The following is a 16530-nucleotide window of genomic DNA, read 5'->3' as shown; positions in this document are numbered from 1 at the left end:
AATGTATTAAGCGGGATTTTTACACATATTTTAAAGGGGCATATATAAATGGATACACAACAACTATATTTTTTAAACGATATCGGTAAACAAAAACCAGAAAGTATTCGGAATAGAAGCGCTGCATGTCCATTTTGCGATAAAGAACATTTAACGGATATTTTAGCAACTGATGGTTCTATTATTTGGTTAAAAAATAAATTCCCTACATTACAAGATACATTTCAAACAGTGTTAATTGAAACCGATAATTGCGAAAATCATATCGCAACATATACAGAAGAACATATGCGGAAATTAATGCAATTTTCTATTCAACATTGGTTACACTTACAGAAGAAAGAAGAGTTCGCATCTGTGATTTTATACAAAAATCATGGTCCATTTTCAGGTGGAAGTTTGCATCATGCACACATGCAAATTATCGGAATGAAATATGTAGATTATCTTGAAAATATTGAAGAAGAAAATTTCCAAGGGGTAATTGTTCAAAAAAACGAACGCATTGAGCTTAATATTTCAGAGCGTCCCATTATTGGCTTCACTGAATTCAATATAATCATTGATAATATTTCATATATAGATGATATGGCAAATTACATTCAGCAAACTGTACGTTACATACTGACAGATTTCCATAAAGGATGTAGTAGTTATAACTTATTCTTCTATTACTTAAATGGAAAAATCATTTGTAAAGTTGTTCCTAGATTTGTCGTTTCACCGCTGTATGTAGGATATAAAATACCTCAAGTTTCTACAAAACTAGAAGAGGTGAAAATACAACTCATGCAGTATTTTACGAAAGAAAAGGATGAAATTATTCATAAAAAAACAGAGTAGGTATCGAAAACCTACTCTTTTATTACACCTTTATTTCGATAGTACACATCTTCTAATCCGATGTTATACTTCATGTTATTATCCGTCCACTCTGGCCCTAAATTCCCTGGCCATCCAGATGTATTCGCTATATATTTCAGTAATGCAAAATCAGTCAAACCTTTTTGCACCCCGCGCTTATATCCTTTCATCAAATGCGGCATTGCAATTTGTGCATTTGTACGTGGATCTTTCAGCTCATCATCAGTTAAATGTTCTGGTGCAAGCCCGCCGCCGCGGTGTAGTTGAAACAATCCGAATGAAGTTCCATTATCTCCAACACTTCTTGGATTTAATCGACTTTCATGCTCGGCAATTGCAAGAGGTATCCATTCCGGAAGATTTACTTTCTTCGCTTCCTCTATAATGATTTGTTTCATCTGTTTTGCTTCTTCTGAATCAACATAGCTTGTTCCATTCACTAGCTTATCCATTCCTTCAGACTTTCCTTGGAAATATAAATATACTCCAAGAACAACTAAAAATCCTACAAAGAATTTCTTCACTACCTCTACCTCTTTCTCCGCTGAAATTTGTCCCCTTTCAGCCTTCCCTTTACAATTACCTACATTCTACTACTCTTTTATCATAGCAAATAACTATACATATTATCATCATGCTTTAGACCGATTTTGTGAAAAAAAAGCTGGTAAATACGTGCAAAAATGTAACTTTCATAGACTATAACGCATTTATTGTATATAATTGTAAATTGAATTCTAAATATAAACTAGGAGAATAATAATATGAAAAAACGGCTGTTACTCTTATTTAGTTTACTACTATTAATTCCTGTCCCTATTTCCGCACAAAAAACTGAACAACCAAAAACCCTTATTTTATACAGTTCAAACGATGATCAAATTACAAGCGATATCCAAATACTTAATACACAAGTAGGGCATTTCACTAATAATATAACAATTAAAAACATAAAACAGTTAGCTGAAATAACTGATAAATCTTCGTATACACATGTTATTTACATGGGTGAAAAACAAGAAGAACTTTCTACTGAAGCAAAGGAATTTCTAGAAGGCTTCCCAGGACCATTACTAGTTTTAGGTCAAAATATAGAACAGTTATCTACTCGTTTTTCATTTATCACACTTAAAAATGAAGATATAAACTCTGATACAATTGAATATCCAACACGTAAACTAAAGAATATATTAGAAGAAGAAAGATCAATTAAACAACTTGATACAAACGGAACAATTCTCGCACATGCTTTAAGAGGAAATAATACTTATCCATTAATTGTACAGCAAAATAATTCTTATTATGTAGCAACTTCTAACCTCTTTGATTGGATATCTTATTATATTGGCGAAAGCCTATTTTCTTATTTTCAGCAAAAACCCGAAACCAATAAAAAATTAGCTTATTTACGTCTTGAGGATGTTCACCCAGCAGCAGATATAAATCAATTGAAAGAAATTGCTGAATTACTAAAAGAGAAGAAGATTCCTTACATGATCACTGTTATTCCTGTATATACAGATCCGGATACAGGTAAAACACTACATTTAAAAGATAAACCCGAACTAGTCGATCTTTTACGCTCTATGCAAGATGATGGCGCAGCGATTATTATGCATGGTTACACTCACCAATTTTATGATAGTGAAACTGGGGAAGGTTTTGAATTTTGGGACGTAAAGACAGATCAACCAATTCGCCAACCGAAACATGAAAAACCGAAGACAAAAGATGACTTTCCAAATATAGAGGCATATAACCAATATGTAAAAACAGGGGAAGAGTTTGAGGAAAAATATACGACAGATCATATCGAAAAAGGGATTCAAGAACTTGTAGATGCTAAACTATATCCTGTCGCATTTGAAGCACCTCATTACACAATGTCTCAAAAAGGGTATGAAATATTATCAAGATACTTTTCAACTTATGTAGGACAACTACAATTAAGTGATACAACTTGGAAATCCATGCACTCTCCAGCATATAGAAGTACACCATCATTTCTACACGGAATGAAATTAATGCCTGAAACAGTCGGTTTTATTGAAGAAGATAAGCCACAAGCTATTGCTAAAATGAAAGCAAATGCTTTATCTGTTGCTAAATTATCCGATGGGATTATTGGAGCATTCTATCATCCTTACTTAGGTGTGAAACCATTAAAAGAAGTGTTAAAGGATCTAGAAAGTATTCCAAATATAGAATGGATTGATTTACAAAAGGAAAAGAATGAAGTAAAAATGAAAGATATTCATATTACGACGAATAAAGACGGCATTCACGTTGAAAAACCAACCAGTGCGAATGACATAATTGATTATATAAAACAATATGGCTTCTTCCTTATACTAGGGTTCGTTATCATTGTCTTTCTTTTATTATTAAAACGTGCGAAAAAATTAGAATCCTAATACAAAACCACCGAGCGGAACGCTTGGTGGTTTTTTGTCCTATATCAAACCGTGGCATTTTACTAAATAAATTCAACTTTTACTTTTTCCGTTACATGATTAAAACTATAATTCTCCTATCCTTTCAAATAAAATCGACTTGTATTTTCATATATTGTTTCTGCGACCTTATCAATGGATATGTTTTTTATAGAACTAATTTCCTTTAATACCTCTCGAATCATTCTTGGGTGCGTTATAACATCTTCTTGAAATTCCCACGGACCATCTGTTTCTACCATCATATATTCAAGCGGATAATACGAAACGATTTTTCTAATCTTCTCCTTATGTAAAACATCCGGTGTAATCGAAATATAATAACCATTTCTCATCATCCGTTTCATTGTTTCATCGCTTCCTTTAAACCAATGGAAGTGTGCACGTGAAACTTTATATTTCTCTAGCAAATCACATACAATGTCAGCATCTTCATAAACTGCGTGTAATATAATCGGCAAATTATACTTACTAGCTAGTTCTATAAATTTTTTCAATACAGCTATGTATGAATCTACAGCAATTCTTTCATCTTCTTTTCTCAAATAATAGGGCAAACCTACTTCACCAATCGCAACAATTTCCTCTGCATTCTGTTCAATAAGTTGATAAATCTGTTCACACTCTTCTTTATGAATCTGTTGCTCTGGATGAAACCCTATCACTGGATATATAAAGGGATACTTCTTCGCTAAAGATAACGTTTCCTTACAAGATTGATAATTCATAGATACCGCAATAAGCCCCTTTATTTCATTACTATTTTCCACCTCTTTCAGTAATCTGCTCTTCTCTTCATCCTTATATTGATCAACATGTATATGACTATCAATCCATTTCATCTTTATGCCCCCATAAAAAAAACAAGAAAGGACTTCCTTTCTTGTTTTAGCATCTATATTATTTAACAATTAAGTTTGTTATGATATCAAATAATCCAATACACACTACGGCAACAGTAAAGTAGCTACAGAAATCTTTAATTGGTAACTTCACTACTTCTTCTTTACGCATCCCATTTTTCTCCCTTCTTACTAGATCCCTAATTATTTTTCTATCTGTATCTATTATGCAAAAAATATGACAAATTTACTATCGAATTAACTTACGTAAACCTTACAATGTTGTAAGGTTTTAAAAAAGATCCCCATCTTTATTCAGATGAGGATTATTAAAAATTAGTTGGTTTTTCATTCTTCATTACAAACAGAAAGTAATATATTGAGACTTTCTAGTTACACTATATGAAAATTACTATCTTTTGACTATCGAATTACATTACAGAAGGCTTACATGTTTGTAAGTTATGTGTAATGTAATTCGATAGTTTCCCTTACTTATATTTCGTACAATAAAGTTAGAAAGTAAGCCAAATAAGAAGAACACTCACATAACCAAATTACATTGCTAGTAGCTACTCTTCTTATACCTTTCACCTATGCTACTACAATGTACCCCCTTCCCCTTTATATAATAAAAAAGCCTTAGTCTATATGGACTAAGGCTTTTTGTTAATTTCAAAAAATACCCTTACCCAGTATTTTTATTTTCGACAAAAAATAGCTGGGGGTATATTTTACTATCTCATCGTTAAAAGTTTGCTCTTCGCATTTATAGGAATATTTGCAACCTCAATTTCTTCAATCGATTCACCGTAACGTCCTTTTGCAAAAACCTTTAATGCTTCATCTCTCTTTAACATATGCTTAACCGTTTTCTTTATTTTCTGCTCTCTACCACGTTCATCGAATGCAATAAATTCATATTCATACCACTCATCACCAATATGCTGACCAATTGTATTCACAACCGTATAGTATTCTTTCGTCTTATACAGTGGATTATATTTATCGATAACCGGTCCAAGTTTCGTAGGCAGTAACATTACTACTATCACTATCATCGCTATTATAGTAGTGATCATTTTTTTCTTCATAATAAACATTCCTCCTCTGCAGGATATATATACATCCATTTTAAAAAGGGGGAATAAAATCTACTATTGAATCTCATTACATTACACTTACATTTTTGTAAGAATTAAAAAAGGTGAACGAATTTACTCGTTCACCTTTTAGCTTGCTTTAAAGCCACCGCCAAGCACATCACGTACATCATGTATAACAACGAAAGCATCTTCATCTACCCGACTAATAACTTGTTTTAACTTAACAAGCTCTTGTTTATTAATAACAACATATAAAACTTCTTTATTTTTACCAGTATATCCGCCGCGCCCTTCTAATACAGTAACACCGCGTGTCATATTTTTCGTAATAGCCTCACGAATTAAGTCTGGTTGATTCGAAATAATCGTAACAGCCGTTTTTGTGTCCATTCCTTCTACAATGAAATCAATCACCTTCGCTCCGATGAACACAGCTACAAGTGTATACATTGCCTTTTCTTGCCCTATTATAAATACAGAACCAGCAATTACAACAATATCAATAATTAGTACGCCTTTACCTACGCTCCAACCTAAATATTGATTTGCTAACTGAGCTAAGATTGCTGATCCTCCCGATGTACCTCCGGCTTTGAACATACAGCCTAATCCAATACCCACAAATAAACCAGCAAATAAAGCTGCTAATAATGTATCACTATTTACATGATACTCAATATGTTCTGTAACGTATAAAAACAAAGATGTTTCTACAATCCCTAAAATTGTATAAATCATTGTTTTCTTATCAAAAAATTTATAACCAACAGCTAGTAAAATTGCATTTATAGCAAAGTTCACAATTCCTGGTGACCAATCAAATAAGTAGTACGTAACAACCGTTAAACCAATAATTCCACCTTCCGATAAACGGTTTGGAATTGCAAAGTAATTAATACCAATTGCGAATAATAATGAACCAATTGTAATTAGTGTTATTTCCTTTATACGTTGATTAACCATAGTTCATACCCTCCCCCCATTTGACATTGTATCACTATCTCCTAGAGGTTTAGAAGTGGTTTTTATTCCGCATTTTCCCTGTTAAAAATTGAAATATTATGTTTAAACAGAGGGGTGATTAATTATTCATATTTGCTCTAACTGCACGGACAAATTGCTCCACATTCCCTTTCTGAATATACTTAGCGCGAATGGTTTCATGATTACAAGTAAATTCAAAATACGGATGAAAATCTATGCTATCTATATGCAAATATGAATACTCTTTAAATGTTGAAGAATAGTACGGAAATTTCCCGTAAAAAAGGAGACGTCTAGTAGTGGCAACAAAAACCCCATGTTGATACGATAATATAAAATTATCCTTCTCAAATATCCCTACCACAAAAGCCAGAATCTTTTCATCATCATCTACATACTTTTTCATACTCGATAAAAGTTCATTCATGCATATTCCTCCAAATTCTATTCATTGCATTAACACTTGAAAAGAATCCATGGATTATTACAAACCGGTTTAACTCCTTTATAAAGTATGAAACGCGTTTCCTGTCAAAGATATTTCAAAAAAATAATCCGTTATGCGATTATACACATAACGGATTAAAATTAAACTGTAGAGCGTTCCACAAGTTCGTATGGAATTTCCAGCTTTTCTTGTTCAGAACTCTCGTCATTCACTTTTCTATGCAACATTTCAAAAGCAGTTTTCCCTATCTCCTTTAAATTTTGATCAATAGTTGTCAGTTGTAACACTTGTGAGATAGGTTGATTATCAAAGCCAATAATTGCTAAATCCTCAGGAACTTGAATGCCTAATTTTTCAACCTCTGTCATAACCCCAATCGCAACCTCATCGCCTGCTACTATTAATGCTTCAGGAAGATCCTGCATCTCTTTTAACTTATGAGCTACTTTCACACCATCTTCTAGTGTAAAACATTCTGTAAAAATCCATTCTTCATTAACCTCTTCGTCTATAGATTGCAATTGATGTTTATAAACATCAAAACGCTTTTGACTACTCGGCCCTAATTTTCTTCCCGTACAATAACCAATTTTTTTATAACCTTTCTCAATCAAATAATCCATTCCTAATTGAAAGGCCGCTGAATGATTCGTATATACACTTGAGATGTTTGAAATATCATTGTCTTCACAAGCAATTATTGCGCCGCAAGAAGCATACGGTTCTATCGTTTCCCAATCATTTGCACGTGAACAAATAATAAGACCATCCAATTGTTTTGTTTTTAACATATGTAAACTTTTCATTTCTTCTTTTTTATTATAATTCGTTTGGCAAAGTAGCACCCTGTAATTATGCGCTAACGCAGTCTCCATCATTCCGCTCACCATCGCATCAAAACACGGATGATTAATATACGGTAAAATCACACCAACAATATTCGTTTTTCCTTTTGATAAATGAACAGCATTTGCGTTTTGCGAGTAATTCAATTTCTCAACTATCTCTATAACCGCTTTTCTTTTTTCTTCACTTACATATGGGTGATCATTCAACACTCTCGAAACAGTCGTAACTGAAACTCCCGCCATCTTTGCAATATCTTTAATATTAGCCATACACTCACCTCTACCTTTAACTTAATGAATCTCAGGAACATATGTCAAATCTTCTTATCATTACACCTTCATTCGTTTCTCTTACAAAAGTGTAATTTTTCTGTAAGCTAATTCGATAGTGACTTTCCGCAACATTTCATACAATTAAGTCAGAAACAGGGTAACAACTATTCGAAAAGGAGCGGATTAATATGATGAACAAAATGAAAACAAACAATTTCTTAAATACAATGGGCATGGTATTTTCCGCTCTTATTGATGCAAAAGCTGTTGCTTCTACATTAAACAAGTAAGGAGAATATATTATGAATAACATCACTTTTAACAAATTAGATTTTTTAGGACTAGCTAGCGGCTCGATTCTTCTTACTGCTTTTATTTACGCCGCTACGCTTGTATAACTTCGTGTCCCCTTTCCCCTTTATTATAAATAGTAATAGAAAAGACGACCGTCTATGCCCGGTCGTCTTTTCTTATTTTTGATTTGATTGCAAAGCTTCTTTTAACTCCTCAAACTTCTCATTTAATTGATCTGTCATCATTTTCATAGCGGTTTTTCGATCTATTTGTTCTCCAGCCTCAATTTGAATTGGATCTCCAAAAATCAATTGTGCCTTTTTCCCCTTTATTAATTCTTTTACACTTGATGGACCAACATAAGCTGCTGGTACTAACGGAACATTAGAACGCATCGCAATTGTCACAGCACCCGCTTTTAATGAAACATCTTCCGCTGATCTCGTTCCACTCGGAAAAATTCCTACTACCTTTCCTTCTTTTAATAAACGTGATGGTATTTTAAGTGTACTTGGTCCCGGATTCGCACGATCTACAGGGAATGCATTTACATTTTTAAAGAACCAATTTTTGAATTTACCTTCAAATAACTCTTTTTTTGCCATGTAATGAATTTGAGTTGGATACATCCCTGTAGCTAACATTAATACATCCATAAAACTTGTATGTGTACACGCAACAACATACGGTCCACCTTCTGGTAGCTTTTCTCTTCCTTGTACTTCTACTTTCCCAGCTGTTTTAAATATATATTTCAACAAAAATGTAATTGGTTTATACATTTGTTTCGTTCCTTTCTAAACATCCGAAGTATAATCATATTCTTATAATAATTATAACACTAAGTTTTAGGAGTTGGTAATAAAATTAAGGATGAATTGTTAAATTTCAATTCTTACAAAAGTGTAATTTTCTTGTAAGCTAATTCGATAGTTACTTCTTACTATATTTCATACAATTAAGTCAGAAACAGGGCAACAATTATTCGAAAAGGAGTGGATCAATATGATGAACAAAATGAAAACGAACAATTTCTTAAATACAATGGGCATGGTATTATCAGCTCTTTTCGATGCAAAAGCTGTTGCTTCTACATTAAACAAGTAAGGAGAATGTATTATGAATAACATTGCTTTTAACAAATTAGATTTTTTAGGATTAGCTAGCGGCTCTCTTCTTCTTACTGCTTTCATTTACGCTGCTACGCTTGTATAACTTTGTGTCCCCTTTCCCCTTTATATAGAAAAAGACGACCGTCTATGCCCGGTCGTCTTTTTAATTTTTTCTTTCTTTCAATTCTTTTAAAAGCTGTATCAGCTCAGCTTGTTGTTTTATCTTTTTACGACCATTTCGATTAATTGCTGCAAGCTCACAGGCAACTCCGACGGCGAAGAAAAACAATAAACTTTCTAACATGTGAAATCCTCCATTTGCCTATTAAACAGCTTGACGTAATTGCTCTTCTTGTAAAACTCTCTTATTTATATTTTCTTCTTTTCTCTGACAAACGTTATTGCGAATAAGCGCTGCAATAACAAGTACAGTCCCTATAATATCAAACATTGTGATTTGATACCCTTGCATCATCATAATAGCTAAAGTCGTAATTGGTACAAAATTAATAAATAAAATCCCATTAATGGATGATAAAATTTTCACACCGTAGTTCCAAGCAAGTAGCGCTACAATACCTGGCAATGTCATCATAAATAACAAATCATATTTTACAATAGAAATCGTTCCCATACTCGGAACTGAAATATATCCAAGCGACGTAATAATTACCGTTATAATTCCTGTAACAGTCGTACCGAATACACACGTCAACGTAGAATAACGTAATGTTGACCAATCACTACATGTTTGACCACCCATCGTATAAATAACCCAGCCTACAACACCAATAAATATAAATGCTAATGAGAACATATTATCTTTCAATGTTACAAAGAAACTCATGTCACCTTTTGTAATAACAAACACAGCTCCTACAAAAGCAATAACCATACTCGTTATCATATACTTCTTCGGTTTTATATGCTTATATCCCCATAAAATACAAATAGAAATCATCGGCATAAGTGCTTCCATAATGGAAGCTACCATTACACCCGACTTACCCATTAACATTTGCCCTAAAAATATGAGGACATTATATACTGTAAATGCCATCGTTCCAAAAAAGACGAGTAACTTTCCTCTTCCCTCTAAACGAAATGCCTGTTTTCCTTCTTTCATTAACAACAATACAATCAGTACGATCGCCACCGCTCCATAGCGAATAAGCGAAAAATAAAATGGATCTATGTATTCTAGCGCATGATCAGCAACTGGAAACATCGCTCCCCATGACATACTCGCAATTAAACAAGCTAAAGCCCCTATTATCATTTGACCTCTTCTCACCGCAATCCCCCGTTTCTTTCTATTTGCACAAAGAGAATTGTAAAAGAAAAAATATATCACGTAAAATGATTCAAAATGATGTTAACTATCATTTATAATGATAGTTAACATCAAGGGGGATTACAAAATGGAATTAAGAGACTTACAAATCTTTAAAAGCGTTGCCGACCAGGGTAGTGTAAGTAACGCAGCAAAGGAATTAAATTATGTACAATCAAATGTAACTGCACGTATTAAACAACTAGAAAACGAATTAAAAACCCCACTCTTTTATCGCCATAAACGAGGCATGACTTTAACAGCTGAAGGAAGAAAAATGCTCGTTTATGTTAATAAAATTTTGCAAGATGTCGACGAACTAAAACAAGTATTTTTAGATAGTGAAACACCCTCCGGTATATTAAAAATCGGTACAGTAGAAACAGTAAGTACATTACCTACCATTTTATCTTCTTACTATAAAAGCTATCCGAATGTCGATTTATCATTACAAGCGGGTCTAACAGAAGAATTGATTAGAGAAGTACTTGATCATCAATTAGATGGTGCCTTTATATCAGGTCCTATTAAACATCCACTAATCGAACAATACGATGTTAGTACAGAAAAATTAATGCTTGTAACACAAAATAAAGCTTTTCATATAGAAGAATTTACAACAACGCCTCTACTCGTTTTTAACCAAGGATGTGGATACCGTTCCAAACTAGAACGATGGCTGAAAGACGAAGGTTTGCTACCAAAAAGAATTATGGAATTCAATATATTAGAGACAATATTAAACAGCGTTGCACTCGGCCTCGGAATTACACTCGTACCACAGTCTGCTGTCCATCATCTTTCTAAAGCAGGTAAGGTACATTGTCATGCAATCCCTGAAAAATACGGCAGTATTTCAACGGTTTTCATACGCCGTAAAGATAGCTATATGACGAATTCAATGCGTAGTTTTTTAAAAACAATTGAAGAACATCATCATATCAATATGCTGTGAAAGACATTCTTACATGAATGTCTTTTTTTCTTACAAAAGTGTAAGTCTTTCGTAAGCTAATTCGATAGTTGCAAGTGGACATATTTCCTATAATTAAGACATAAGCAGGGCAACAACAATTCGAAAAGGAGCGGATACGCATGATGAACAATATGAAATCAAATAAATTTTTAAATACAATGGGCATGGTGCTATCCGCACTTGTCGATGCAAAAGCTGTTGCTTCTACATTAAACAAATAAGGAGAGATTATAATGAACAACATTACTTTCAACAAATCAGACTTTATCGGACTTGCAAGTGGAGCTACTCTTCTTACGGCTTTCATTTATACACTTGCTCAAGGTCTTGTTTAACACTTTGTTTCCCCAAACCCCTTTATATAGAAAAGGCTGCTCGTCTTATAGACAAGCAGCTTTTTAGTTTGTTTCATATATAATTTGACCTGTTTTCGTAATATCATATCCGCCAATTGCATTTAATTCATTATGAAATTCTTCCGATTGCAGAATGTCTTTCATGACTTCAATCAGCTCTTCATTTTCTTTATTCTTCAAAATTACTAAATCATACTGTTCTTTCATGATTGGAATAAAGTCCACATTTACAATTTGCGAAAACTTTTCTGAACCTACTCCTACATCAGCTTTTCCATTTGCAACTTGCGTGGCAACACCCAGATGATTCGATTCTTCCCATTCATATCCACTAATATCAGCTTTATTTAATTTTTGGATTCGTAATTGTTCATCCACTAACACTCTAATACCAGAACCCTTTTCTCGATTTACAAACTTTATAGTGGATCCGGATATGTCGGCCCATGTCTTTATTTTCTTCGGATTTCCTTTTTGGACATAAAACCCTACATTTCTGGACAATAAATTAATCATAATACATGGCTGTCCTACTAAAATGCGTTTTACATAAGGAACATTATATGTACCCGTTTCACCATCAAACAAATGCAAACTAACGATACTTCCTTCTCCTTGATACATTTTCACTAAACTTGTTAAGCTACCTTGATACGCCCTTAAAACATTAGAACTTGGCAAACGGTTTTCTATACGTTTAGCTAACATATCTAACGTTAGTTCTTGACCACTAATAATACACGTGTTCAAGATACTACTACCATCGTTTTTTACAGGAGTAACTTGTACCTTTCCTGTTTTCATTTGTTTTATATATTGATCTAAATCTGCTGCATCAATGCGCATCTGTCTACCAACTCTATAAGAAGGCAGTTCTCCTTTTTTAATTAAGTCGTATACAGTTAATTTTGATACTTTTAATCGCTTCGCTACTTCTTCCGTTGTGTAGGAATGATGATCCATAGACGATTCCTCACTTTCTTCCTTCATTGTAACAAAGAAAAGAATATTTCTCCTATATTAAAAAACAACTACATCGTTCAAATTATATTCAATTATAACTAGTTATATTTAGTTGTAATTAGTTATAATTAGATGTGTCAAAACGAAAGGGGATTTTTTTATGAATAAATTTACATTACGTTCTATTGGGGCACTTATACTTTCTTTCCTTCTTATATTTAGTGCTGCTTGTACAAGTGGGGAAAAGAATACAAAGTCAGCTGCTAAAGAGGATAAAACAGTTGAACTTACTATCTCAGCTGCTGCAAGCTTACAAGATGCATTAAAAGAAATTGAAAAACAATATAAAGAAAAAGAACCAAATATTAAACTTTCTTTTAACTTCGGTGCTTCTGGAGCACTTCAACAACAAATTGAACAAGGTGCACCTGCTGATTTATTCTTCTCTGCAGCAGAAGATAAATTCCAAACCCTTGTAAAAAAAGGATTCATTAATGAAAAAGAGGGGAAAAATCTTCTTGGAAATGAACTAGTTCTAGTCATCCCTAAAGATAGCTCTCTTACAAAATTTCAAGATTTAAAAGATGAGAAAATCAAAAAAATTGCACTTGGTACACCTGAATCTGTACCTGCTGGAAAATATGCAAAGGCTTCTCTAACACACGAAAACCTTTGGAATGATGTTCAAAATAAAGTCGTATTTACAAAAGATGTTCGCCAAGTGTTAACATATGTAGAAACAGGGAATGTCGATGCTGGTATCGTATACAAAACAGATGCTCTCATTTCAGATAAAGTAAAGATTGGTGAGACAGCAGCAGCTACTTCTCATGAGCCAATCCACTATCCTTTAGGTGTTATAAAGGAATCTAAACATAAGAAAGAGGCGACTTCAGTTTATGAGTATTTGCAGTCAAAAGATGCACAATCTATCTTTAAGAAATATGGATTTACAGTCCTGTCGTAATTACTATGAGCATTGATGCTATTATATCGCCTGTCTTTCTATCTTTAAGAGTAGCTGCTTGCGCCACTATTCTCGTTACAATTTTAGGGACGATTGTCGGGCGAGTATTAGCTCGCTCCTCATGGCGATATAAAGTACTATTAGAAACCATTTTTTTATTACCAATGGTACTTCCACCAACTGTTATCGGCTTCTTTCTCATTATCATGTTTGGAAACAACAGCCCGATCGGAAAGTGGATCGAATCATTATTTCAGCAGTCTATTATGTTCACATCTACTGCTGCGATTATCGCTTCTACAGTTGTTGCATTTCCGCTTATGTACCAATCAGCAAAAACGGGATTTTCTATCGCAAATGTACAAATTGAAGAAAGTGCTCGTGACCTTGGCGCAAGTGAATATCAAGTTTTTCTGCACGTTACACTTCCGCTCGCATTTCCTGCCTTACTAAGCGGGATGATTTTGAGCTTTGTCCGCGCGCTCGGTGAGTTTGGTGCTACACTCATGTTTGCCGGGAATATTCCTGGTAAAACACAGACAATCCCAACTGCAATTTACATGGCCATTGACGCAAGTAATATGCAACTCGCCTGGACACTTGTGATTATCACTATTAGTATGTCACTCGCATTTCTCCTATGCATTCAGCTTATTAATAAAAGAATTAGTAATTCTTAAAGCAGCTTTTTTGAAGCTGCTTCTTTATTTCTTAGGAAATAAAATATACCATCGGGAAATAACTGAATTTTACCTTTTATTAAAATATACATTTTATTTGAATTCACTTTCTAAAATAGGCAATTTCCTGTTATTATATGGAGGTGTTTCAAAAAATGAAGAAATGAAAACGCATTTATATCGTAAGTTCTTCATCCTGTTTTAGCGATCGGTAATCTTCTACTCTATTAGTGGGGCATTACCGATCGTTAGAACGATATGTAATTATATTGGTATAGAAAACCGAAGGGAGTCTTGTAATGGACATTTTATTAGCGCTTCTTCCTGCAATTGCATGGGGAAACATCTTATTAGTAAGCGTAAAAATGGGCGGTGGTGCATATAGCCAAACGGTAGGTATGACAATCGGTGCTCTATTCTTCGCAACAATCATGTATGTATTTACTCAACCAGCTTTAACAATGACAGTCTTAATTGTTGGTTTTATTTCAGGTTTATTCTGGGCTTTAGGACAAGTAAACCAATTAAAAACAGTTGAAAAACTAGGTGTTTCAACTACTGTAACGATTTCTACTGGCATGCAACTTGTTGCAACTTCTATCTTTGGGGTTATCGCTTTCCGTGAGTGGACTACTACTACAACGATCATTCTGGGAACGATTGCAATCCTATTAATCGTAGTTGGTGTTGTATTCACATCATTAGATGATAAAGAAAATGCTCAGCCACCAGGACAATTGAAAAAAGGTCTTCTTACTTTAATTGTTTCTACTTTCGGCTATCTTGTATATGTAATTATTATTCGTTGGTATAATATCGACGGTTGGTCTGCTATTTTACCACAAGCAGTTGGTATGTTTGTTGGTGCGGTTGTACTGACGTCTAAACATAAACCATTTAACAAATATGCAATCCGTAATGCTTTATCTGGTTTACTATGGGGAACTGGAAACTTATTCTTACTTCTTTCATTACCACGTGTTGGAGTAGCAACAAGCTTCCCATTATCTCAAACTGGAATCGTTATCTCAACATTCGGCGCAATTGTCTTCTTAGGTGAAAAGAAAACAAAACGTCAATTGATCTTTATTGCACTAGGTAGTGTTTTAATTATCGGCGGCGCTGTATTACTTGGTATGACAAAAGCATAATCTTATATTCTATTAGTAACCCCCTGAAGCATATATGCTTCAGGGGGTTTTTTAATTCTAATTATTTTCTAGATATAATTATTTGTATGTTCTTGCCCCTTATAATTACTCTTCCACTCTAGCAAACCAGCTACACATATAAAGAGATTAATAACAGCTAATATTAGCATGACGTATAAACCAGTAGAAATATAAATTACAACGCTAACTACATTATATAAAATCCATAAATGCCAGTTTTCTAATATTTTTCGACTTAACATAAATTGAGCCACTAGTCCCAATACAGCATTTAAAGCGTCTAAATATGGACTTGTTGACTCTAAATAACGGACTTGATAATAACCCCAACCAATCCAAGCAACTAAAATAAAACTTATATAAAAAGTCCACCCTTTCAAATCTAAACGAACTGTTGCTTTTACCTCTCCCTCCCCACTTCGTGCAATCCAATAATACCAACCATATACATTAAAGATAAATTGAAAAGCAGCTAATACTGCCATTGCATATAAACCTTGTGTAATAAAAATGTATAGAAATACCGCAACAGTAATCATGCCAAATAAAAAGTTGGATACTTTTTCTCTCGCTAATAACCAAACATTAATGATCCCCATAATTGATGCGAAAATTTCAATATAACTCGATTGAATATACAATCCAACTAATACACAAATAATACTAGAAACAAGTAAAAAAAGTGGACTTCTAACCATATTTATCTCTCCCCAGATGTGTAATAAATTCCCTATCACCAGTATAAGGAATAGCCCTTTCCTTTACCATGAATTTCCGCCTTCTCATTATCCATTCCATCTACGGTAAGTCTTTTCTTTTTACAAAATTCTCTTAAAGATGATATCGTTTTTATAACATA

General features: G+C 33.6%; 20 protein-coding genes. 9 read left to right on the top strand and 11 right to left on the bottom strand.

Annotated elements, in window-relative coordinates; genetic code table 11:
* Positions 1–48 precede the first annotated feature (48 nt).
* Positions 49–843, top strand: coding sequence for a DUF4931 domain-containing protein (locus tag AC241_RS01230; protein WP_050842415.1), 795 nt, complete (start codon positions 49–51; stop codon positions 841–843).
* 11 nt (positions 844–854) lie between these two features.
* Here the strand turns inward: AC241_RS01230 and AC241_RS01225 are convergent, their stop codons facing one another.
* Positions 855–1388, bottom strand: coding sequence for a transglycosylase SLT domain-containing protein (locus tag AC241_RS01225; RefSeq protein ID WP_000713249.1), 534 nt, complete (start codon positions 1386–1388; stop codon positions 855–857).
* A 240-nt stretch (positions 1389–1628) separates the two neighbouring features.
* Between AC241_RS01225 and AC241_RS01220 the strand changes: the two genes are divergently transcribed.
* Complete coding sequence (locus AC241_RS01220; protein ID WP_029441450.1) at positions 1629–3278, top strand: DUF2334 domain-containing protein; 1650 nt, start codon at positions 1629–1631, stop codon at positions 3276–3278.
* Positions 3279–3394: 116 nt separating this feature from the next.
* Here the strand turns inward: AC241_RS01220 and AC241_RS01215 are convergent, their stop codons facing one another.
* From AC241_RS01215 to AC241_RS01190, 5 genes are all read right to left on the bottom strand, one after another.
* Positions 3395–4159, bottom strand: a complete 765-nt coding sequence (locus AC241_RS01215) for a TatD family hydrolase (RefSeq protein ID WP_029441449.1) — start codon at positions 4157–4159, stop codon at positions 3395–3397.
* 737 nt (positions 4160–4896) lie between these two features.
* A complete protein-coding gene (locus tag AC241_RS01205; protein WP_016083971.1) occupies positions 4897–5253 on the bottom strand; it encodes a YxeA family protein in 357 nt (118 codons plus the stop codon).
* A 138-nt stretch (positions 5254–5391) separates the two neighbouring features.
* The gene (locus tag AC241_RS01200; protein ID WP_000248045.1) at positions 5392–6228 is read right to left on the bottom strand and encodes a YitT family protein; all 837 of its coding nucleotides are present in this window, start codon (positions 6226–6228) and stop codon (positions 5392–5394) included.
* A 118-nt stretch (positions 6229–6346) separates the two neighbouring features.
* Positions 6347–6676: a PH domain-containing protein gene (locus tag AC241_RS01195; RefSeq protein WP_029441448.1), complete on the bottom strand. Its 330-nt coding sequence runs from the start codon at positions 6674–6676 to the stop codon at positions 6347–6349.
* 161 nt (positions 6677–6837) lie between these two features.
* Positions 6838–7815 carry a LacI family DNA-binding transcriptional regulator gene (locus AC241_RS01190; protein WP_029441447.1) on the bottom strand — a complete coding sequence of 326 codons (978 nt, stop codon included), beginning with the start codon at positions 7813–7815 and terminating at the stop codon, positions 6838–6840.
* A gap of 305 nt (positions 7816–8120) precedes the next feature.
* Here AC241_RS01190 and AC241_RS32440 point away from each other — a divergent pair, with 305 nt between their 5' ends.
* Complete coding sequence (locus AC241_RS32440) at positions 8121–8216, top strand: DUF3948 family protein (RefSeq protein WP_001059999.1); 96 nt, start codon at positions 8121–8123, stop codon at positions 8214–8216.
* Positions 8217–8288: 72 nt separating this feature from the next.
* Here the strand turns inward: AC241_RS32440 and AC241_RS01180 are convergent, their stop codons facing one another.
* Complete coding sequence (locus AC241_RS01180) at positions 8289–8894, bottom strand: lysophospholipid acyltransferase family protein (RefSeq protein ID WP_000277778.1); 606 nt, start codon at positions 8892–8894, stop codon at positions 8289–8291.
* A 337-nt stretch (positions 8895–9231) separates the two neighbouring features.
* Here AC241_RS01180 and AC241_RS34230 point away from each other — a divergent pair, with 337 nt between their 5' ends.
* Entirely contained in the window at positions 9232–9327 is a 96-nt protein-coding gene (locus tag AC241_RS34230) for a DUF3948 family protein (RefSeq protein WP_001059387.1), read from the top strand.
* A 60-nt stretch (positions 9328–9387) separates the two neighbouring features.
* Here the strand turns inward: AC241_RS34230 and AC241_RS01170 are convergent, their stop codons facing one another.
* Together AC241_RS01170 and AC241_RS01165 are read right to left on the bottom strand one after the other, a co-directional pair.
* Entirely contained in the window at positions 9388–9528 is a 141-nt protein-coding gene (locus AC241_RS01170) for a YrzO family protein (RefSeq protein ID WP_000894065.1), read from the bottom strand.
* A 21-nt stretch (positions 9529–9549) separates the two neighbouring features.
* The gene (locus AC241_RS01165; RefSeq protein WP_016083974.1) at positions 9550–10518 is read right to left on the bottom strand and encodes a DMT family transporter; all 969 of its coding nucleotides are present in this window, start codon (positions 10516–10518) and stop codon (positions 9550–9552) included.
* A gap of 127 nt (positions 10519–10645) precedes the next feature.
* On the opposite strand from AC241_RS01165, the gene AC241_RS01160 reads away from it, so the two are divergent.
* Together AC241_RS01160 and AC241_RS01150 are read left to right on the top strand one after the other, a co-directional pair.
* Positions 10646–11512 carry a LysR family transcriptional regulator gene (locus tag AC241_RS01160; protein ID WP_000423024.1) on the top strand — a complete coding sequence of 289 codons (867 nt, stop codon included), beginning with the start codon at positions 10646–10648 and terminating at the stop codon, positions 11510–11512.
* Between the two features lie 254 nt (positions 11513–11766).
* Positions 11767–11868 (top strand): DUF3948 family protein, encoded by a 102-nt coding sequence (locus AC241_RS01150; RefSeq protein WP_001060018.1) that lies wholly within the window; start codon positions 11767–11769, stop codon positions 11866–11868.
* Between the two features lie 63 nt (positions 11869–11931).
* On the opposite strand, the gene AC241_RS01145 is transcribed toward AC241_RS01150, so the two are convergent.
* Positions 11932–12852: a substrate-binding domain-containing protein gene (locus AC241_RS01145; protein ID WP_016083977.1), complete on the bottom strand. Its 921-nt coding sequence runs from the start codon at positions 12850–12852 to the stop codon at positions 11932–11934.
* 160 nt (positions 12853–13012) lie between these two features.
* Here AC241_RS01145 and modA point away from each other — a divergent pair, with 160 nt between their 5' ends.
* From modA to AC241_RS01130, 3 genes are all read left to right on the top strand, one after another.
* The gene (modA, locus tag AC241_RS01140) at positions 13013–13819 is read left to right on the top strand and encodes a molybdate ABC transporter substrate-binding protein (protein WP_029441446.1); all 807 of its coding nucleotides are present in this window, start codon (positions 13013–13015) and stop codon (positions 13817–13819) included.
* A 5-nt stretch (positions 13820–13824) separates the two neighbouring features.
* Positions 13825–14499: a molybdate ABC transporter permease subunit gene (gene modB / locus AC241_RS01135; protein ID WP_029441445.1), complete on the top strand. Its 675-nt coding sequence runs from the start codon at positions 13825–13827 to the stop codon at positions 14497–14499.
* A 299-nt stretch (positions 14500–14798) separates the two neighbouring features.
* A complete protein-coding gene (locus AC241_RS01130) occupies positions 14799–15650 on the top strand; it encodes a GRP family sugar transporter (protein WP_000353546.1) in 852 nt (283 codons plus the stop codon).
* Positions 15651–15718: 68 nt separating this feature from the next.
* Here AC241_RS01130 and pnuC read toward each other — a convergent pair whose 3' ends face one another.
* Entirely contained in the window at positions 15719–16369 is a 651-nt protein-coding gene (gene pnuC / locus AC241_RS01125) for a nicotinamide riboside transporter PnuC (RefSeq protein WP_016083980.1), read from the bottom strand.
* Between the last annotated feature and the right edge of the window lie 161 nt (positions 16370–16530).

Origin of the sequence: Bacillus thuringiensis (genome assembly GCF_001182785.1) — a bacterium.
Lineage (GTDB): Bacteria > Bacillota > Bacilli > Bacillales > Bacillaceae_G > Bacillus_A > Bacillus_A thuringiensis_S.
The sequence above is the reverse complement of the archived record's forward strand: the minus strand, read 5'-3'. Positions and strand labels throughout refer to the sequence as shown.